This is a genomic window from Salinarimonas sp. (assembly GCF_046292825.1).
Taxonomy (GTDB): Bacteria; Pseudomonadota; Alphaproteobacteria; order Rhizobiales; family Beijerinckiaceae; genus Salinarimonas.
In genome coordinates this window covers 14,568-34,212 of sequence record NZ_JBKBQG010000043.1, presented here as the reverse complement: position 1 = coordinate 34,212, position 19,645 = coordinate 14,568, and the positions used below count along the sequence as shown (strand labels likewise).

The following is a 19,645-nucleotide window of genomic DNA, read 5'->3' as shown; positions in this document are numbered from 1 at the left end:
GGCGCGCGCGCGCCTTCGCCGCCGCCTCGAGCCGCGCCGCGCCCTCCGCGATCTCGGCCTCGATCGCGTCGCGGCGCCGCGCCCAGGTGTCGCCGTCGAGCCGATCGAGCCGCAGCCCCTCGACCGCCGCGCCGTAGCGGGAGACGCGGTCGAGCTCGTCGACGGGCACCATCAGGCTCGCGCCGTCGGCATAGGCGAGGCGCAGCGCCTCGCGCGGCTCGCCGTCGAGATCGACGCGCACGAGCCCCTCGACGATGCCGATCCCGTGCTCGGCATGGATCGCCGCCTCGCCGAACGCGAGCGCCGCTTCGTCGAGGCCGAGCGGATCGCGCGTCGCGTCGGCGAGGACGGCGCGCGGACCGAGGAGATCGGCGGGCGCGATCGCCGCGACCTCGTCCGCCGCATCGACGAAGCCCGCCTCGAGCGGCGCCGGCAGCGCGAGGAGGGCGCCGGGCTCCGCTGCGGCGGCCTCCGCGAGGCGCGCGACCGGAACCGGCTTTTGGCCGAGCGCGGCGGCGAGGCGACGGGCGAGGCTCGCCCCCGCGCGGCCCGTGCCGGTCGCGAGGATGCGCAGCCCGTCTTCGCGGGCGCCCTCCACGAAGCCGCGCAAGGCCGCGAGCGGACGCGCGGCCTCCCAGAAGCGGGGGACGGACCCCTCGCCCTCCCCTCCCCCGGACGGCGCCGGCTCGGCCCCTTCCGCGAGCGCCCGCCAATCGGCCTCGCCGAGGAAGAGCCGCTCCGGCGGCAGCGGGTGGGCGCCGCGGCCGCGCGCCTCGCGCATCGCGACCTCGTAGGCATGCGCCTCGGCGATCGCCCCGAGCGCGTCCTCGACCGCCTCCTCCGTGCCTTCGCGGACGAGGATGCGCGCGTCGGGGAGATAATCGAGGAGGGTCTCCAGCGCCTCGTAATGCGCGGCGAGCCGGTGCTCCTCGCGATGCGCGGCCGGCACCTCGCCGGCCGGGCGTACGATCTCGCAGGCGGGGTCGACGACGAGGCGCTCCCGGGTCTCGTCGCGATCGCGCTGGCTGTCGGGGTCGAAGCCGCGGATCTCGACGATCCGGCCCTCTTCGAGAGCGAGCCGCGCGGGGATCGCGGCGGCGGCGGGGAAGATCTCGATCGCCTGGGGCCGCAGGGCGAACTCCCCCGGCTCCTCGACGCGGGCAGCGGAGCGATAGCCGATGCGCGCCAGCGCATCGGCGAGCGCGTCCGCATCGGGCGTCTCGCCGGTCGCGAGAGCGAGGCGGGCGGCGGGCCAGATCGCGCGCGGCGGCACGCGGCGCAGGAGCGCCGCCGGGCAGGCCGTGAGGAGGCGCGGCGGCGCCTCCTCGCAGGCGAGCGCGCCGAGCACCGCCATCCGCCCGCCGACGCAGGCGCGCGAGGCCGGAAGCGGGTCGTAGGGCGGGCTGTCGAGCGGGGGAAAATGCGCCGCGCGGCTCTCCGGCGCCAGCGCGCCGGCGATCGCCGCGACCGCGGCGGCCTGGCGCGCATCCGCGCAGACGAGGAGGATCGGCGCCCCGCGAAGCCGCAGGACGTCGAGCGCGAGACGGCCGTTCGGCGCAGGAGCGGCGAAGCCTTTGACGGATCTGTTGCGTTGCGGCATAGCTTTGCGCGTGGGAGGGCGGGCCGCCGACAACGGGATGCCCGTCGGTAAGTTTCCGCCCTTCCATCGCCATGGACCGCGACTATATACAGGAGACGATCGTGCTTTCCCCCGGCCGCAGCGAGGATCACCCCATGAGCGTTGCCCTGCAGCCGCTGGAGAGGCACGATGCGACCGCCGCCGAGATCGACGTCGACCAGCTCCTCGCCAATGCGCGGCAGGCGAGCGAATTCCTGAAGGCGCTCTCGCACGAAACGCGGCTCATCATCCTGTGCGTCCTGATCGAGGGCGAGAAGTCGGTCACCGAGCTCGAGGCCATGCTCGACATGCGCCAGCCGGCGGTCTCGCAGCAGCTCGCGCGCCTGCGCGCCGACGACCTCGTCGCCTCCCGCCGCGACGGCAAGAACATCTATTATTCGCTGGCCCGCCCCGAGGTCATCGAGGTGATCGGCGCGCTGCAGAAGGCGTTCTGCGCGAAGTGAGCCGCACCTATTCCGCCGCCGGGCGGCTCTCCACGCCGAAGCGCTTGTCGATGTAGTCCACCACCAGCGCCTTGAAGTCCTGCGCGATGGTCGGGCCGCGCAGGGTGAGCGCCTTCTTGCCGTCGATGAAGACGGGCGCGGCGGGCGCCTCGCCGGTGCCGGGGAGCGAGATGCCGATATCGGCGTGCTTCGATTCGCCCGGCCCGTTGACGATGCAGCCCATCACGGCGACGTTCAGCACCTCGACGCCCGGATGCGTCTTGCGCCATTCCGGCATCGACGCGGAGATCCAGTCCTGGATGTCGCGGGCGAGCTCCTGGAAGACCGTCGAGGTCGTGCGCCCGCAGCCGGGACAGGCCGCGACGAGGGGCACGAAGGTGCGAAAGCCCATCGTCTGCAGGAGCTCCTGCGCCGCCTTCACCTCGAGCGTGCGGTCGCCGCCGGGCTCGGGGGTGAGCGAGAAGCGGATCGTGTCGCCGATGCCGTCCTGCAGCAGCACGCCGAGCGCGGCGGAGGAGGCGACGATCCCCTTCGAGCCCATGCCGGCCTCGGTCAACCCGAGATGCAGCGCGTAATCGGAGCGGCGCGCGAGCTCGCGATAGACCGTGATCAGGTCCTGCACGCCCGAGACCTTGGCCGAGAGCACGATGCGGTCGCGCGAGAGCCCGATCTCCTCCGCGCGCGCGGCGGACAGGAGGGCGGACTGGACCAGGGCCTCGCGCGTGACGCCGCGCGCGTCGAGCGGGCGGGCTGCCTTGGCGTTCTCGTCCATAAGATAGGTGAGGAGCTCCTGGTCCAGCGAGCCCCAATTCGCGCCGATCCGCACCGCCTTGCCGTATTCGATCGCCTTCTCGACGATCTGCGTGAACTGACGGTCCTTCTTGTCCTTGAAGCCGACGTTTCCGGGATTGATCCGGTACTTCGCGAGGGCTTCCGCGCAAGCCGGGTGATCGGCGAGCAGCTTGTGGCCGATATAATGGAAATCGCCGACGAGGGGCACGAAGCAGCCGAGCCGCTCGAGCCGCTCGCGGATCCTCGGCACCGCAGCCGCCGCCTCGTCGCGATCGACGGTGATGCGCACGATCTCGGATCCCGCCCGCGCGAGCGCGGCGACCTGGGCCACCGTCGCGTCGATGTCGGCCGTGTCCGTGTTCGTCATCGATTGGACGACGACCGGCGCGCCGCCGCCGACCTGAACGCCCCCGATCATGACGCCGACCGTGCGATGCCGCGCCGCCGCGCCGGCGCGCGCGATCGGGGCGTCGGCGTCGAGGCAGCCGAGGAGGCCGGTATCGGTCGAGGTCATGGAGCAGGCTCGCGAGACGATCTTTGCGGACGCCTCTTAGCTGACGTGGCGGGGCCTCCGCGTCAAGGTCCATGGAGTTCACGCATTGCGGCATATGCATGCGTACGACGGTAACGGCGCTCCCTCTCCTTCCCCTGAGAGCTTGCGAATCTCTCTCCTAGAACCTCCACGCCGTCATTCCGGGGCGCGAAGCGAGCCCGGAACCCAGACTCCCGACGTCGGATGAGCAGCCTATAGGCTGCGTCCTTCCACGCATCGCGTGCCTGCGATAGCGGAACGAGCGCGCATGCGCGCTCGAACCAAGGTCGTGGATCTGGGTTCCGGGCTCGCTTCGCGCCCCGGAATGACGGTCGGGGAAAGGTTTTCAAGCGCTGAGTCTGAGGGGAAGGAGAGCGGCGGCGCTCTCGGCCGCGACCCTATCGCGCACGTCAGGATGCGTCAGGCGTCGAGGTGGGGGTGGTCGGTATGGGGCATGCGCGACGATCTGGCATTCGCCGCTCGATCCGCTAACCTCCGCGCCGACATCAACGACGCGCGGGAGAGATTTCCATCATGCATGAGCTGACCGGCAGAACCGCCCTCGTCACCGGCGCCACGTCGGGCATCGGCCTCGCCATCGCCAAGGCGCTCGCGGCGAACGGAGCGAACGTCATGCTCGACGGCTTCGGCGAGCGCGCGGCCTGCGAGAAGGAGGCGGCCGAGATCGCCGAGGCGCACGGCGTGCGCACCGCCTACACCCCCGCCGACGTCTCCAAGCCCGACGAGATCGTGGCCATGATCGACGAGACCGAGCGCCGGCTCGGGCCGATCGACATCCTCGTCAACAATGCGGGCGTCCAGCACGTCTCGCCGGTCGAGGACTTCCCGGTCGAGCAATGGGACCGGATCATCGCGATCAACCTCACCTCGGCCTTCCACGCGACGCGCCTCGTGACCGCCAAGATGAAGGAGCGCCGTTGGGGGCGGATCATCAACACGGCCTCGGCGCATTCCCTCGTCGCCTCGCCCTACAAGTCGGCCTATGTCGCGGCCAAGCACGGCATCGCGGGCTTCACGAAGAGCGTGGCGCTCGAGGTCGCGACCTTCGCCATCACGGTCAATTGCATCTCGCCGGGCTACGTCTGGACGCCGCTCGTCGAGCGCCAGATCCCCGACACGATGAAGGCGCGCAACATGACCCACCAGCAGGTGGTGGAGGAGGTCCTGCTCAAGGCGCAGCCGACGAAGCAGTTCGTCACGGTCGAGCAGGTCGCGGCGATGGCGGTGTTCCTGTGCTCGGACGCGGCGAGCCAGATCACGGGCGCCAACATCTCCATGGACGGCGGCTGGACCGCGGCATGAACCGCGATCTCGCCTCCTGGCGCGGCTGCCCGCGCCCCGCCTTCCGTCCGATCGAGGGCCGATACGTGGTCCTCGAGCCGATGGACCCCGCCCGCCACGGGGACGACCTGTTCGAGGCCGGCGCGTCCGATCCCGCCGATTGGGCCTTCTCGGCGGACGGTCCCTTCGCGACGCGCGAGGCCTTCCAGGGCTGGATGGAGGGCAAGAGCGGGCTCTCCGACCCGATGTTCTTCGCGATCGTCGACCGCGCGAGCGGGCGCGCCGAGGGCCGCCTCGCCTTCATGCGCATCGATGCGGGCAACGGCGTGATCGAGACCGGATCGATCCTTTACGGCCCGCGCCTCAAGCGGACGCGCGGGGCGACGGAGGCGATCTTCCTCCAGGCGCGCCACGTCTTCGAGGATCTCGGCTATCGACGCTTCGAGTGGAAATGCGACGCCCGCAACGCCCCCTCCCGCCGCGCCGCCGCCCGCCTGGGATTCGCCTACGAGGGCACCTTCGCCCAGCACATGGTCGTCAAGGGCGAGAACCGCGACACCGCCTGGTTCTCGATGCTCGACCGCGACTGGCCCGCCCGCAAGGCGGCATTCGAGGCCTGGCTCGACGAGGGCAATTTCGACGCGGCCGGGCGGGAGCGGGTGAAGCTCGGGGCTGTGGGGTGAGGCGCGTCACGGGCCGGGGGTTCGGCCCGTGACGCGTCGGATCACGCGGCGCGCACCGTCGCGAGGAAGCGGCCGAGCTCGGAGGAGAGCATTTCCGCGCTCTGCGCGAGCTCGGATGCCGAGGAGAGCACCTGCGTCGCCGCCGTGCCGTTCTGGTGCGCGGCCTCGCGCACCTGCACGATGCTCTCGGTGACGTGGCCGGTGCCGCGCGCCGCCTCGTTGACGTTGCGCGCGATCTCGCCGGTGGCCGCCTGCTGCTCCTCGACGGCGGAGGCGACGGCGACGGCGATCCCGTTCATCTCCTCGACCATGGTCGCGATCCCGGGCGGACACGGCCTTGCGCGTCGTCTCCTGCATGCGGGCGATCTGGCTCGAGATCTCCTCCGTCGCCTTCGCGGTCTGGCTCGCGAGCCCCTTGACCTCGGAGGCGACGACGGCGAAGCCCTTGCCGGCCTCTCCGGCCCGCGCGGCCTCGATCGTCGCGTTGAGCGCGAGGAGGTTGGTCTGCCCGGCGATCGCGCTGATCAGCTCGACGACGTCGCCGATGCGCTGGGCGGCTTCGGCGAGCTCCTGGACGGAGGCGTTCGTGTGGCGCGCCTCCTCGACCGCCTTCGCCGAGCGCGAGGCGGAGACCGAGACCTGTCCGCCGATCTCGCTCGCCGACGCCGCGAGCTCCTCGGTCGCGGTGGCGACCGCCTGGACGTTGGCGGAGGTCTGCTCGGCCGCCGCCGCGACGGTGCCGGATTGGGCGTTCGTCTCCTCCGCCCCGGCCGAGAGCGCCTTCGCGGTGGCTTCGAGCTCGGTCGCGGAGGCGGTGAGCTGGCGCACGAGGCCGCCGACCTTGGCCTCGAACGTGTCGGCGAGTTCGTTCATCATCCGCCGCTTCTCCGCGCCCGCCTTCGCCTCGCGGGCGCGCGCCTCTTCCTCCATCTCGCGATTGCGCGCAAGGGCGTCGCGGAAGACGACGAGCGTGGCCGCCATCGCGCCGATCTCGTCGCGGCGCTCGCGCGCGGGGATCTCGGTGGCGAGATCGCCCTGCGAGACGCGGGTCATGGCGCCGGTGAGCGACGTGACGGGCCGCACGATCGAGCGGGCGAGGAGGAAGGCGAGGACGAGACCGGCGAGAACGCCGCCGATCGTCGCGACGGTCGCGATCGCGCCTGCGCTCTCGAGCTTCTCGATCGTCGCCGGGCCGATCTGCGACTTGCGCTGCACGTAGTCCTTGGCGAGGGCGTCGAGGCGCGGGGCGAGGTCGCTCGTCACCTGCTGCACCGCCCGCAGGGCCTGCGCGGCGGCCGCCCCGCCCGTCTCCAGCTCCGCGAGAGAACGCTCCAGCCGAGCCATCTCGGCCTGGATGGCGACGACGGATTGCTGCGTGCGCGGATTCACGGCCGCGGTGCGCACGGCGACGAGCGTCGCGACGGCGTCGCGCGCCTGCGCCTTGGCGCTGGCGATATCCGACGCCGCGCCGGTCTCGACGAAGTGCTCCGCATGGAGATCGACCGAGAGCAGATCGCCACGCACCTCGAGCAGACCCGCCGCCACGAGCGAGAGCTCCTGGTACTCGATGAAGAGATCTTCCGCGGTGTACAGAGACAGCGTCGAATTGCCGGAGACGCCGGCGAAGAGCACGAGAATGAGACCCATCGCGACCGTGATGCGTCCTGAAATGGAAAGAAACCAAGCTGTCATGTGACGTCCTCGGGATTGGAGGCAGGCTGACCGTCTTCCGATGAGAGCCGTCGATCCGCTGCCGCCGTCGGCACCGAAATCGAGCATCGCCGATCATCGACGAGGCACGACAGCTCCTCCGCGCACGCGTCGCGCGGAGTACGACGCTCCGTACCCTGGCTTTCGTTGGGGGGATCGTTCGCCAAGACGCAGGAAGAACTGCGTCGATCGATCATCAGCGCACTTTTGATAAATTCTACTTCGTATCACATTCGTTAATTTCAGCTCCTGGGCGCGAACCCCACCATGCGCATTTTGCATCAATTCCAGAGTGGAAAATCACAATATCGAACCGATATGCAAACGAAACTTGCATCGGCGCCGAACACAGCCAGTCGACGAGGCATGCCCTGCAAACCGCTCTCCGATTCTCTATTCTTCCTTTAGGTAACAGACGCGTGCCCGCCCCGGGGCCCGAGTCGCGCCGCCCCCCTCCCCCGCCACCCTCGCGCAAGCTTGCGGGCTTAGACCTGTTCCCCGAAACGCACGTCAGCTCCGGGAGGCACAGGCCTTGGCTATCTTCATCGGCATGGTGATCGTCTTCGCCTCGCTCCTCGGCGGCTTCGCCGCCATGGGCGGGCACGTCGCGGTGATCTGGCAACCGTGGGAATTCGTGATCATCGGCGGCACGGCGATCGGAACCTTCATCATCGCCAATTCCCTCAAGACCGTGCGCGACACCGGCCGCGCCTCGGTCGAGGCGATCCTCCACCAGGTCCCGAAGAGCCGCGACTATCTCGATCTCCTGGGCGTCCTCTACATGCTCATGCGCGAGATCCGCTCGAAGGGCCGCAACGAGGTCGAGCCGCATATCGACGCGCCGACCGAGTCGGAGATCTTCCAGCGCTTCCCGAGCGTGCTCGCGCGGCCGGAGCTCACCCAATTCGTCTGCGACTACGTGCGGCTGATGGTGATCGGCAATGCCCGTCCGCACGAGATCGAGGCGCTCATGGACGAGGAGATCCAGACGCATCGGCGCGAGAAGCTCAAGCCCTACCAGGCGCTGATGGTCGTCGCCGAGGCGCTGCCGGCGCTCGGCATCGTCGCGGCGGTGCTCGGCGTGATCAAGGCGATGGGCGCGCTCGACCAGTCGCCCCAGCTCCTCGGCTCGCTGATCGGCGCGGCGCTCGTCGGCACCTTCGCCGGCATCTTCCTCTCCTACGGCTTCGTCGGGCCCCTCGCCCAGAAGATCAAGAACGTCCGCGAGCACCAGATGCGCCTCTACACCATCACCAAGCAGACGCTGATCGCCTACATGAACGGCGCGCTGCCGCAGATCGCCCTCGAGCACGGCCGCAAGGCGATCGCGGCCGGCGACCGGCCCTCGATCGACGAGGTCGAGAGCGAGACCATCACCGCCTCGAGCCGCGGAGCGGCGAACGACCGCGCGGCCCTGCAGGGAGCGGCGTGACACCATGAACCTCGAGACCTTCCAGCCGCCCCAGGGCGCCATTTCCGACCGTCTCCTCGACGCCGCCGGCATCACCATCGACCGGCTGCCGATGCTGCACGTGATCTTCGATCGCGTGGCAACCTATTGCGCCGACGGCATCCGCCACATGTCGGCCTCGCCCTCCTATTTCTCGGTGTCGAACATCGAGAGCGGGCGCATCGGCGACATCCTCGAGGCCTACGAATCGAACGCGGTCGCGGCGATGTTCCACGCGGTCGATTGGGACACGCGCATCCTCGTCGGCTTCGACCGCGACTTCGTCTTCACGATGGTCGAGGTCCTGTTCGGATCGGACGGCACCGAGCCGCCGGTCGACGACGAGCGCGGCTTCTCCAACATCGAGATGCGCCTCGCCCAGGCGCTCTTCGAGGAAGCGGGCGACGCGGTGAAGACCGCCTTCAAGGCGATCTCGCCGACCGCGCTCAAGCTCGAGCGCATCGAGACCCGCATGGACTTCGCCATCATCGGGCGGCGCAACAACCTCGCGGTCGTGGCCAAGCTCCTGATCCAGGCGCTCGGGCGCGGCGGCGAGATGTTCGTGATCATCCCGCAATCGGCCCTCTCGCCGATGCGCCAGAGCCTCGCCCACGTCGTCTCGACGGACACCGCGCCGGCGGACCCGCGCTGGTCGAAGCAGATGCATTCCGAGGTCGCCCGCACGAGCGTCCGCCTCGAGGCGGTGCTCGAGGAGCGCATGGTCGATCTCGGCGAGATCGCCGATCTGAAGGTCGGCCAGGTGCTCGAGCTGCAGGCGAGCCCGCGCTCGCTGGTGCGCCTCGACTGCAACGGGCAGGCCTTGTTCCGCGCGCAGCTCGGCCAGAGCGACGGCTCCTACATGCTGCGCATCGAGGACGTGGTGGACGAGGACGAGGAGTTCTTCGATGACCTTCGAGACGCTTGACCTGTTCATCCTCGTCGAGGTCGCGCTCGTCCTCGCGCTGCTGGCGACCTGCGGCTACGCGCTCGTGCTGCGCCGCGAGTTCCGCCGCTTCAAGACCTACAACACCGATTACGCCCGCCTCCTCGCCGAGACGGGCCGGGCGATGGAGGGCGTCGAGCGGGCGGTCGACGGCGTGCAGCGCGAGGGCGCGGACGTGCTCGCGGCGCTCGGCCGGCGCATCGAGGAGGCGCGCGCGATCGCCGAGCGTCTCGAGAGCGCCCGCGCCTCCGCCCTCGATCTCGGCAGCGGCAGCGCGCGCCCCGAGCCCGTCGCGATCGCCGCCGCGCTCGGGGCCGGCTCCGCGCCCCGCGAGCGCGAGACCCCGCCTCCCTACGAGCCGCGCCCCGACGCCAAGCCCAAGGCCTATGCCTGGCCGACCGTCGTCGTGAAGCGCATCAACGACGACGCCTGACGACGCCGATCCCGCGCAACGAGCCCGAACAGCATCCCCACAGAGGAAGACGAGCCCCATGAAGACCGCAAAGCCCGATACCGAGATCAAGGTCTCCGACGCCTTCGCCGAGGCGCTCGGCGGGTCCGACAAGCCCAAGGCGAAGGGCAAGCGCGCCGAGGCGCCGGAGCCGGCGGCGGAGGCCGAGACGATCGGCGATGCGCGCGGGCGCGGCAATCTCGACGCCATCATGCGCATCCCCGTCTCGCTGCAGGTGGTGCTCGGATCGGCGACGATGCCCGTCGCCAACCTGATGAAGCTCGGCCGCGGCGCCGTGGTTCCGCTCGACCATCGCGTCGGCGAGCCGGTCGACGTCGTCGTCAACGGGCGCGTCGTCGCCCGCGGCGAGGTGGTCGTGGTCGAGGACGACAATTCCCGCTTCGGCGTGTCGCTGACCGAGATCGTCGGCGCCGGCGGCGCGAGCGTCTGAGGAAGAGGGGAAGGAGGCGATGAGCATGCCCGCGATGATCGCGCTCGACGCAGGCGTTCCCGCGCCGCGCGTGCTGCAGGGGCCCGAGAAGGTCGCTGCCCTCCTGCTCGCGCTCGGCAAGGAGCACGCGGGGCGTCTGCTCGCGCGTTTCGACGCGGACGAGCTCAAGACCATCTCCCGCGCCGCCGCCGATCTCGGCCCGGTCTCGGCACCCGAGCTCGAGGCGCTCGTCGCCGAGTTCACCGAGGAGCTGACCTCCGGCACGAGCCTCTACGGCACCGCGGCCGAGGTCGAGCGGCTCCTCACCGGCGTCCTGCCGCCCGACCAGGTGCAGGACATCATGTCGGACGTGCTCGGCAACACGAACCGCTCGATCTGGGAGCGGATCTCGGGCGTCTCCGAATCGATCCTCGCCGCCTATCTGATGAAGGAGCACCCGCAGACCGCGGCGCTCATCCTCTCCAAGGTGAAGCCCGCCTGCGCGGCCAAGGTGATGGGTCTCCTGCCGGCCGACATGCGCAACTCGCTCATGCGCCGGATGCTGTCCTTCAAGCCGGTCGTCGAGGACACGATGCGCGTCGTCGAGAAGACGCTGCATGAGGACTTCATGCTCAACTTCGCCCGCAACATGGGCGTCGACACGCATGCGCGCATGGCCGACATCATCAACAAGATGGAGCGCGACCAGATGGAGGACGTGCTCTCCTCCCTCGCCGGCACCCGGCCGAAGGCGGCGGAGGTGCTCAAGGGCCTGCTCTTCACCTTCGAGGACGTCATCAAGCTCGCGCCCCGCGCCCGCATGGCGATCCTGGACCAGATCCCGACGGAACGCATCGTCGTCGCGCTCAAGGGCACCGACCCCGCCTTCCGCGACGCGATCCTGTCCTCGCTCGGGTCGCGCGCCCGCCGCATGGTCGAGCACGAGCTCGTCACCGGCGAGGCGGTGCCGCAGCGCGACGTCGTCGAGGCGCGCCGCGCGATCACCGATCTCGCGCTCGAAATGGCCGGGCGCGGGGAAATCGAGCTCAATTCGGACCAGGAGGACCGGGCGTTCTACCGCTGAGGCGGTGACGTCCGCCCGCCATGGCCGAGGAAGACAAGGGGAACAAGACCGAAGAAGCGACCGAGAAGAAGATCAAGGACGCCCTCGAGAAGGGCAACACCCCCGTCTCCCGGGAAGTGTCGACCTTCGCGACGATCCTCGCCGCCCTCGCGCTCGCAATCTTCGTCATCGCCAACCAGGCCGCGGGGCTCGTCGAGAGCCTCGCGCGGCTCATCGACGACCCGGGAGGGATCGCGCTCCACGATGCGTCCGACGCCACGAAGCTCATGCACGTCGTCAGCCTCGCGCTCGCGACCTTCCTCGCCCCGATCGTCGGCGTCATCGCCGTGTTCGGCGTCGCATCCTCGTTCCTCCAGAACGCCCCCCGCATCGCCAAGGAGCGCATCGAGCCCAAATTGTCCCGGCTCTCGCCGATCAAGGGCTTCGAGCGCATCTTCGGCATCCAGGGCTGGGTGGAATTCGGCAAGGCGGTGTTCAAATTCGCGGTGGTCTTCGGCGTCGTCGCGCTCCTCGTGCGCGTCGACTATTGGCGCGTGGTGAACGCCATGTACGGAGACCCCGCGCAGATCCCGGAAATCGTGCTCGGCCTGACGATCCGCCTGCTCGCAGCGGTCTGCGTCGCCACCGTCGTCCTCGTCATCGCCGACATCGCCTTCTCGCGGTTCAAGTGGCGCAAGGACCTGCGCATGAGCCGCCAGGAGATCAAGGACGAGCACAAGCAGATGGAGGGCGATCCGCTCGTGCGCGCGCGCATGCGCTCGCTCCAGCGCGACCGCGCCCGCCGCCGGATGATCTCCGACGTGCCGCGCGCCACCATCGTGATCGCCAACCCGACCCATTACGCGATCGCGCTGCGCTACGTGCGCGAGGAGGGCGGAGCGCCCGTCGTGGTCGCCAAGGGGCAGGACCTCGTCGCCCTCAAGATCCGCGAGGTGGCGGAGAGCCACGGGATTCCCGTGGTGGAGGACAAGCCTCTCGCAAGATCCATGTACGATGCTGTGGAGGTCGAGCGCCCGATCCCGCCGGAGTTCTATCGCGTGGTGGCGGAACTGTTGTATTTCTTCTATTACCGGAAGGCCGAACGGGCGCATTGAAGGCGAGTGGGATGAAGCGCAAGGGCAAGAGCCTCAGCATACGCGAGCGGGAGATGATCCTCGCAGAGGCCATCCAGGGCGTCGCCGCCGAATTGCGCCTCGTCGACCTCTCCATCCTGACGCGCTACGTCATCGCCGAGCAACACGGCAACATCGACGATCTGGTCTCGTCCTCGACGGAGCTGTTCTTCAAGCCCGGAACCCTGCGTTACGGGTTGCAGGCCGATGTCGATCTACGCTGGGGCGGCGCGCCCGCCGTATCGCTCGACATGGAATTCCAGCACCAGGACGTGACGGTGTTCTTCAACCTGGTGCTCGGCTCCTTGAGCGCGGCGGTCGACGTCCAGGCGATCACCTTCGAGGGCCCGCCGCGCTCCCCCACCGAGAACACCCGCCGCCTCGCCGAAGCCCTCGCAGCCGCCCGCCTCGCGCCGACCCCCGCCGGCGGCGGCGACGAAGCCGCGCCGGGCTGATCGCCGCCGTCCCGACGACGCTACTCCGCCGCTTCCGCCGTCTCGCGCGGGGCCGAAGGAGCGTGGAGGCCGTCCAGCGTCGGGGCCATGTCGACGCGCACGTCGTGGAAGGCGACGAGCGTCGAGCGGTGGCCGATGGAGACGACCGTCGTCCCCGGCAGATCGTCGCGCAGGACGCGGTAGATCGCCTCCTCGGTCGGCTCGTCCATCGCCGCCGTCGCCTCGTCGAGGAGGAGCCAATCGGGGCGGGCGAGGAGCGCGCGGGCGATCGCCAGGCGCTGCTGCTCGCCGAGCGATAGCGTCTGCGCCCAATTGCGGTCCTCGTCGAGGAGCGGCGCGAGATGGGTGAGCCGCACGCGCTCGAGCGCCCGCACGATCGCCTTCTCCTCGTAGAGCTCCTCGGTCGCCGGATAGGCGACCGCGATGCGCAGGGGCCCGCCGGGGATGTAGGGCCGCTGCGGCAGGAGCATGATCGACGCCCCGCGCGGGCGCTTCACGCAACCGTCGCCGAAGGGCCAGATCCCCGAGATCGCGCGGAACAGGGTCGACTTGCCGGTGCCCGAAGGACCCGCCACGAGCACCGAGCGGCCGGGCTCGAGGCGCAGGTCGTCGGCGCGCACGATCGGCGTGCCGTCGGGGAGGCGCACGACGAGCCGCTCGAGCGCCAAGGTCGGCGCGTCGTGATCCTGGAGCCCGATCTCGCCGACCTTCTTCGCCGCCGTGCGGGCGCGGTCGATCGAGGCCTCGAAGGAGGTGAGGCGGTCGATCACGGCCTTGTAGGCGGCGAGCGTCTGGTAGGCGTCGATGAAGAAGGAGAGCGCGCTCTCCACCCGCGAGAAGGCGCCCGCCGTCTGCGTCATCACGCCGAGCTGGATCGTGCCGGCGAAATAGAAGGGCGCGGCGATGACGTAGGGCACCACCGAGTTCGAATAATCGTAGAAGCTCGTGAAGGCGATGAGCCGCTTCGAGACGCTCACCTGCCGGAAGAAGTTGTCCATCACGAGCGAGAATTGCTGGCCGAGGCTGCGCCGCTCCGCCCTCTCGCCGCGCAGCAGCGACACCTGCTCGGCATATTCGCGCATGCGCGCGAGCGAGAAGCGGAAATCGGCCTCGTACTTCTCCTGCAGGAAGTTGAGCCGGATCAGCGGCCGGCCGATCTTGTGCGTCACGAAGGTCGCGACGATCGCGTAGACGAGCGCGATCCAGAACAGCAGTCCGGGCACCTCGACCTCGGTACCGGGGAAGGTGAAGCCCGCCGAGATCGTCCACAGGATCACGGAGAAGGAGACGAGCGTCGAGACCTGGGCGAGGATGCCGAGCGTGAGACGCAGCGTCATCGAGGTGAACTTGTTCAGGTCCTCCTGGATGCGCTGGTCGGGGTTGTCGGTGTTGTCGCCGAAGACCTGCATCCGGTACTGCGTGGCTTCCGACAGCCAGCGCTCGACGTAGTTCTTCGTGAGCCAGGCACGCCAGCGCATGTCGAGCGTCATGCGGATCGCGTATTGATAGATCGCCATCGTCACCGCGACGACGACCCAGAACACCCACACCGTCAGGAGGAGGCGCCAGAACTCGTCGGCGTTGCGGTCCTGGATGGCGTTGAACCAGTCGCGGTTCCAATAGGACAGCCGCACCGAGATGGCGACGAGCGCGAACTGGAAGATCACCACGAGCGACAGGATGAAGGTCCCGATATAGCGCTCCTGCGCGCGCACCGTCGGGAAGGGCCAGATTCGCACCTCGCCGATGTCGCGCGAGGTGAAATAGGGGTCCGTCAGCACCGTGATCTGGCGCATCACGGGGATGCGCCCGATGCCCGCCACCACCGCGGCGAAGATGCCGGCGGCGACCGGCATCGAGAGCGGCGGCGTGAAGCCGTCCATCGCCGCGGGCGTCCACCCCGCCGCCTCGACGACGTAGAGGACGGCGAGGAGCGCGTGCGCCCCCGCGATCAGGCAGACCAGGATGCGGATGAAGGCCGAGACGTCGCGGGCGAGATAGAGCACCGCCGCGATCGTGAAGCTCGCGAGCGGAACGAGGATCGACACCTCGAGCGCGGTGAACAGGGACAGCCCCGCGAGCACGAGGCCGAGTATCGCAAAGCCGAAGGCTGCCCGAACCATGTCTTCCCCTGCCCCGCGAGATCCCGCCCGCCGCCGGTCGCCGACCCTCGATGCGGCGACGGCCTCATCCGGTCAGCCTATCTCATGGCGAATGGATGGCGAAGCGCGAAGAGTTCCAGGACCGATCGCCGCAGGGGGCGGCCGCGCGGTGCCGTCCTCGCCCGAAGACGGCACCGTCGGCGCTCTCACCCGCCCTTCTGCGCGGTGGCGCGGTCGATCGCGGCCTTGATCATCTCGCGGGCTTCCTCGGCGTCGCCCCAGCGGACGATCTTGACCCACTTGCCGGGTTCGAGATCCTTGTAATGCTCGAAGAAGTGCTCGATCTGCTCGAGGGTGATGCGCGGCAGGTCGGTGTAGTTCTGCACGCTGTCGTAGCGCTTCGTCAGCTTGGAGGTGGGGACGGCGATGATCTTCTCGTCCTGCCCCGCCTCGTCCTCCATCACGAGCACGCCGACCGGCCGCACCGCCATGAAGGCGCCCGGCACGATGGCGCGGGTATTGGCGATCAGCACGTCGACGGGATCGCCGTCGTCGGAAAGCGTGTGGGGGACGAAGCCGTAATTCCCCGGATAGCGCATCGAGGTGTAGAGGAAGCGATCGACGAAGAGCGTCCCGGAGGCCTTGTCGAGCTCGTACTTGATCGGCTCCCCGCCGATCGGCACCTCGATGATGACGTTGACCTCGTGGGGCGGGTTCTTGCCGATCGGAATCGCATCGATGCGCATGGAACGTGTCTCCTTCGGCGCGGCGCGCGTCACGGTCGCGCGGGCGCGTCTCCACCACGGCTTTAGTGGCCCGGACCGCGCCGCACAAGAGCGACTTTGGCAGGCGGGGACGGCCGCCTCAGCGGCGCTCGAACAGGAAGGCGTGCTTGCGCAGCTTGTGCGGGCCGATCCGCTCCTGCGTCTCGGCGACCCGCCGCCCGCCTTGAGCCTCGTAGAAGGCGCAGGCGCGCTCGTTGTCGGCGAGCGACCAGACGGCGATCGTGCGCGCGCCGCGATGCTCGAGGTCGTTCAGCACCGCCCGGAACAGGCGCCGGCCGAAGCCGAGCCCCTGATAGGTCGGATCGAGATAGAGCTCGTCGATCTCGCCGTCGGCCTTGAGCGAACGGTCGCGGCAGCGGCCGTAGGCGGCGTAGCCGACGATGGTCTTGTCGACGTCGAGCACCGCGAGCGGGCGCCCGCGCCGCAGCGAGAACGACCACCAGCGCGGGCCGCGGCGCTGGATCATGCGCTCGAGCGCCACGCCGGGGATGATGCCGGCATAGGCCTCCCGCCACGCCGCGTCGAAGACCTTCGAGATCGCGGCGGCGTCGGTGTGCTTGGCGTGGCGGATGCCTGTGACGAGCTCGCTCATGAGGACAGGATAAGACGCCGCGCGCCCTCTGCAAAGAGCGTGGTTGCGCGAACATCGGGCAACGTGCCCCGCGACGTCATTCCAGCGAGCCGACCGCGTCCTCCACCGCCTGAACGATCGCTCCCGAGCGGACGAGCGCGAGGGCGTCGGCCATCTCGCGGGCATACCAGCGATCGCCCTCGAGGGCTGCGGGAATCGTCTCGCGGATCGCGGCGAGCGCGGCCTGCGAGCCGCGGCCGAGCGGAAAATCCCGCGCGATCGGCTCGACGAGGGTCAGCGCCTGCGCCGCCATCAGGAGTTCGAGCGCGACGACCTGCTCGGCATTCTCGACGATGGTGCGCGCCTTGCGCCCGCACCAGGTCGAGTTCGAGACGTGGTCCTCGGCATTGCTCTTGCCGGGAATCGAATCGACGGAGCCCGGGGTGGCGAGCGTGCGGTTCTCCATCACGAGCGCCGAGGCCGAGCATTGCACGGTGGCGAAGCCCGTGTTGAGCCCCTTCTTGCCCGCGAGCAGGTTGCGCGGCAGGCCGTAGCTCATGGTCGGATCGACGAGCCGCGCGAGCCGCCGCTCGCTGATCGCGGAGAGGTCGGCCATGGCGATCGCGAGCACGTCCATCGCCTGCGCCACGTATTGGCCGTGGAAATGCCCGCCCGAGAGCGAGACGTAGCCGCCCGCGCCGTCGTCGACGATCAGCGGATTGTCGGTGGCGGAATTGAGCTCGGTCGCGACGATGCGCTCGACGTAACCCACCGCCTCCGCGGCCGGGCCGTGGACCTGCGGCGCGCAGCGCAGCGAATAGACGTCCTGCACGCGCGGCGCGGCCGGCACGCCCGGCGCGCGGCCCTCCTCGGGGAAGACGACGTCGCGCGCGCCTTGCGAGCAGCGGGCGCTGCCGTCGAGCACGCGCAGCACGTTGCGCGCGACCGCGAGCTGGCCGGGATGCGGGCGCGCGCGCTGGATGCGCGGATCGAACGCCGCCTTCTCCCCGCGCATCGCCTCGAGCGAGAGGCACAAAGCGATGTCGGCGGCCTTGAGGAGACGCCGCGCGTCGTGCGTCGCGAGCACCGCGAGCGCGAGCGAGGTGGTCGAGCCGTTGATCAGCGCAGACGCGTCCTTGGCGCCGAGCGCGATCGTCGGCTCGAATCCGGCCTCCTGGAGCGCCGCGCGCGCGGGCATCACGCGCCCGCGATAGATCATCAGCGCCTCCTCGAAGCCGCAGACCGCGCCCGCGAGATGGGCGAGCGGCGCGAGATCGCCGGACGCGCCGACGGAGCCCTTCTGCGGCACGACCGGGTGGAGCCCGGCGTTCAGGCAGGCGAGGAGCCGCTCGACGAGCTCGACCCGCGGGCCCGAATAGTTCGAGGCGAAGGCGTTGGCCCGCGCGAGCATCATCGCCCGCACCACCTCCTCGGCGAAGGGCTCGCCGATGCCGGTCGCGTGGGCGTAGACCGTCTTCGTCTGGTAGGCGTCCATGTCGGCGATCGCGACGCGCTCGGTCTTGAACAGGCCCACCCCCGTGTTGAAGGCGTACATCAGGGGCGCGTCGTCGTGCATCCATTCGCGGTCGATATAGGCGCGCGTGTCCGCGAGCCGCGCCCGCGCCGGCTCCGCCAGCCGCGCCTCGACGAATCCGCCACCCGGGGCGGGCCGCGCGACGGCCACCGCCGCATCGATGGTGAGGCTGTCTCCGTCGAGCTCGACGATCATGATGCGGGGCTCCTCGCGTGCGTGACGGGAGAAGGGTTAGCGCGCGGGCGGGGCGGGCGCAATCGGGGCCGGGTGGCGCTCCGGCCCGGGGCGCTTGCATCGGGCTGCGCCGCGCGACCCGGCATTCAGGACACCGCCCCGCCCTCGGCACGCGGCGGCGCCGGCGGAACGCGCTCGGGGCGGGGTCTCTTGCCGGGCAGCGCGACGAAGGCCGCGTAGCCGATCGCCGAGAGCAGCGCGAGCGCGCCGAGAGCGAGCCGGTAGGCGGCCTCGGTCCCATAGCTCCCGGACAGAGCCGAGACCATCATTCCGAAGCCCCACTGCCAGACGAACACGCCCACGAAGAGGAGCAGGTTGAAGAAGGCGATCGCGCGCCCGGCCTCGCTCGGGTCGAACCGCTGGCCGACGAGCGGGTGCGTCACGGAGAGCGGCCAGGCCGCCACGCAGAAGGCGGCGAAATGATACCATTGCGCGGCGGAGCCCAAGGTCGCGATGACGATCAACATGCCGATGCCGAGCGGCGTGAAGCGTCGCAGGATGGCCTCGGCGTCGTCCGGAGAGCGGATGATGTGGGGACCGAGATACCCCATGATCAGGAAGACGCCGAGCATGAGAAGGTTGATCCAGAGGAGGCCGATGGATGCGCCTCGGGTCGTCTCGCCGGTGACCTCGGTCAGCCACGGCCCGATCCAAAGTGTCTGGACGGCGACCAGGATCGCGTAATTGAGCGACCCCAAGGCGCCGATCTTCCAGGTGTAGGGGGCCCGTACGATCGCCCCGTAGCCGGCGAAGAGACCACCCGGTTTGCGCCCGTCCGAGCGGGCATGGGGCGGCGCGTAGATCGCGACCAGGAGAGCGACCGTCCCGAAGAGGATCCCCAGGGCGACGAAGAGCGGCCGCCAACCATAGGCGGTGGCGAAGCCCTCCGCAGGCAAGGTCCCCATCACGAGACCGAGCGCTCCCGCCATGAGCATCCACGAATTGATGCGTTGCTGCATCGATGCGGGCGTCCAGAGCCGAGCGGCCGTGAGCGGTGCGATCAAGCAGGCGCTCACCCCGATGCCGCTGAGAAGCCGCGCCCAGAGCAGGCCCTCGAAGGAGAGAGAAGCCGCGAAGGCGAGGCACGATAGGGTCGCGATCGCGAGCGAGCCCACCATCACGGCTCGGACGCCGTATCGGTCGAGAAACATTCCCATGGGCAGCTGCAACAGAGCGAAAGCGGCGAAATACGACCCCGCCAGCAGACCGAGCTCTGCCGGCGACACATCGAATTCCTGCGTGAGGATGGGCGCCAAAGCCGCGGTGACGCCACGCAGGAGCGACGACAGGAGGTACCCCGCCGCGAAGACGGCCATCAGCAACGCGAGCGCGCGCCCTTTGGTGTCCATGGTTCCTCCAAGCACGATCCTTTCGACTTCCCGTTCGGAGCGCG

Annotated in this window: 18 protein-coding genes; 10 read left to right on the top strand and 8 right to left on the bottom strand. The window is 69.7% G+C overall.

All coding sequences use genetic code 11. The features are described 5' to 3' along the window. A partial coding sequence (locus ACK4UM_RS17105; protein ID WP_409801515.1) for a CarD family transcriptional regulator occupies positions 1 to 1,600 on the bottom strand: 1,600 nt, incomplete at its 3' end. Positions 1,601 to 1,734: 134 nt separating this feature from the next. On the opposite strand from ACK4UM_RS17105, the gene ACK4UM_RS17100 reads away from it, so the two are divergent. Then, a complete protein-coding gene (locus ACK4UM_RS17100) occupies positions 1,735 to 2,082 on the top strand; it encodes an ArsR/SmtB family transcription factor (RefSeq protein WP_409801512.1) in 348 nt (115 codons plus the stop codon). Positions 2,083 to 2,089: 7 nt separating this feature from the next. On the opposite strand, the gene ispG is transcribed toward ACK4UM_RS17100, so the two are convergent. Next, positions 2,090 to 3,388, bottom strand: a complete 1,299-nt coding sequence (gene ispG, locus ACK4UM_RS17095; protein ID WP_409801509.1) for a flavodoxin-dependent (E)-4-hydroxy-3-methylbut-2-enyl-diphosphate synthase — start codon at positions 3,386 to 3,388, stop codon at positions 2,090 to 2,092. A 552-nt stretch (positions 3,389 to 3,940) separates the two neighbouring features. Between ispG and ACK4UM_RS17090 the strand changes: the two genes are divergently transcribed. Both ACK4UM_RS17090 and ACK4UM_RS17085 read left to right on the top strand, forming a co-directional pair. Then, the gene (locus tag ACK4UM_RS17090; RefSeq protein ID WP_409801506.1) at positions 3,941 to 4,729 is read left to right on the top strand and encodes a 3-hydroxybutyrate dehydrogenase; all 789 of its coding nucleotides are present in this window, start codon (positions 3,941 to 3,943) and stop codon (positions 4,727 to 4,729) included. Then, complete coding sequence (locus ACK4UM_RS17085) at positions 4,726 to 5,391, top strand: GNAT family N-acetyltransferase (protein WP_409801503.1); 666 nt, start codon at positions 4,726 to 4,728, stop codon at positions 5,389 to 5,391. Before ACK4UM_RS17090 ends, ACK4UM_RS17085 begins: the two co-directional genes overlap by 4 nt. 6 nt (positions 5,392 to 5,397) lie before the next feature. On the opposite strand, the gene ACK4UM_RS17080 is transcribed toward ACK4UM_RS17085, so the two are convergent. After that, positions 5,398 to 7,038 (bottom strand): methyl-accepting chemotaxis protein, encoded by a 1,641-nt coding sequence (locus tag ACK4UM_RS17080; RefSeq protein WP_409801500.1) that lies wholly within the window; start codon positions 7,036 to 7,038, stop codon positions 5,398 to 5,400. Between the two features lie 595 nt (positions 7,039 to 7,633). On the opposite strand from ACK4UM_RS17080, the gene motA reads away from it, so the two are divergent. The 7 genes from motA to ACK4UM_RS17045 are packed head-to-tail and all read left to right on the top strand — an operon-like array spanning position 7,634 to position 13,026. Next, entirely contained in the window at positions 7,634 to 8,533 is a 900-nt protein-coding gene (gene motA / locus ACK4UM_RS17075; RefSeq protein ID WP_409801497.1) for a flagellar motor stator protein MotA, read from the top strand. Between the two features lie 4 nt (positions 8,534 to 8,537). After that, positions 8,538 to 9,476: a flagellar motor switch protein FliM gene (locus tag ACK4UM_RS17070; RefSeq protein WP_409801492.1), complete on the top strand. Its 939-nt coding sequence runs from the start codon at positions 8,538 to 8,540 to the stop codon at positions 9,474 to 9,476. Further along, positions 9,457 to 9,927, top strand: coding sequence for a hypothetical protein (locus tag ACK4UM_RS17065; RefSeq protein ID WP_409801489.1), 471 nt, complete (start codon positions 9,457 to 9,459; stop codon positions 9,925 to 9,927). Before ACK4UM_RS17070 ends, ACK4UM_RS17065 begins: the two co-directional genes overlap by 20 nt. 58 nt (positions 9,928 to 9,985) lie before the next feature. Beyond that, a complete protein-coding gene (fliN, locus tag ACK4UM_RS17060; RefSeq protein ID WP_409801482.1) occupies positions 9,986 to 10,396 on the top strand; it encodes a flagellar motor switch protein FliN in 411 nt (136 codons plus the stop codon). A 34-nt stretch (positions 10,397 to 10,430) separates the two neighbouring features. Further along, positions 10,431 to 11,459: a flagellar motor switch protein FliG gene (locus ACK4UM_RS17055; protein ID WP_409801521.1), complete on the top strand. Its 1,029-nt coding sequence runs from the start codon at positions 10,431 to 10,433 to the stop codon at positions 11,457 to 11,459. Between the two features lie 20 nt (positions 11,460 to 11,479). Continuing rightward, positions 11,480 to 12,553, top strand: coding sequence for a flagellar biosynthesis protein FlhB (flhB, locus tag ACK4UM_RS17050; protein WP_409801477.1), 1,074 nt, complete (start codon positions 11,480 to 11,482; stop codon positions 12,551 to 12,553). Between the two features lie 53 nt (positions 12,554 to 12,606). Further along, positions 12,607 to 13,026: a hypothetical protein gene (locus ACK4UM_RS17045; RefSeq protein WP_409801473.1), complete on the top strand. Its 420-nt coding sequence runs from the start codon at positions 12,607 to 12,609 to the stop codon at positions 13,024 to 13,026. Positions 13,027 to 13,046: 20 nt separating this feature from the next. Here the strand turns inward: ACK4UM_RS17045 and ACK4UM_RS17040 are convergent, their stop codons facing one another. From ACK4UM_RS17040 to ACK4UM_RS17020, 5 genes are all read right to left on the bottom strand, one after another. Further along, positions 13,047 to 15,149: an ABC transporter ATP-binding protein/permease gene (locus ACK4UM_RS17040; RefSeq protein WP_409801469.1), complete on the bottom strand. Its 2,103-nt coding sequence runs from the start codon at positions 15,147 to 15,149 to the stop codon at positions 13,047 to 13,049. Between the two features lie 185 nt (positions 15,150 to 15,334). Next, positions 15,335 to 15,874, bottom strand: a complete 540-nt coding sequence (gene ppa / locus ACK4UM_RS17035; RefSeq protein ID WP_409801464.1) for an inorganic diphosphatase — start codon at positions 15,872 to 15,874, stop codon at positions 15,335 to 15,337. A gap of 118 nt (positions 15,875 to 15,992) precedes the next feature. Continuing rightward, complete coding sequence (locus tag ACK4UM_RS17030) at positions 15,993 to 16,505, bottom strand: N-acetyltransferase family protein (RefSeq protein ID WP_409801460.1); 513 nt, start codon at positions 16,503 to 16,505, stop codon at positions 15,993 to 15,995. A 76-nt stretch (positions 16,506 to 16,581) separates the two neighbouring features. Continuing rightward, a complete protein-coding gene (hutH, locus tag ACK4UM_RS17025; protein WP_409801455.1) occupies positions 16,582 to 18,213 on the bottom strand; it encodes a histidine ammonia-lyase in 1,632 nt (543 codons plus the stop codon). A gap of 125 nt (positions 18,214 to 18,338) precedes the next feature. Further along, positions 18,339 to 19,601 carry an MFS transporter gene (locus ACK4UM_RS17020; protein ID WP_409801452.1) on the bottom strand — a complete coding sequence of 421 codons (1,263 nt, stop codon included), beginning with the start codon at positions 19,599 to 19,601 and terminating at the stop codon, positions 18,339 to 18,341. Between the last annotated feature and the right edge of the window lie 44 nt (positions 19,602 to 19,645).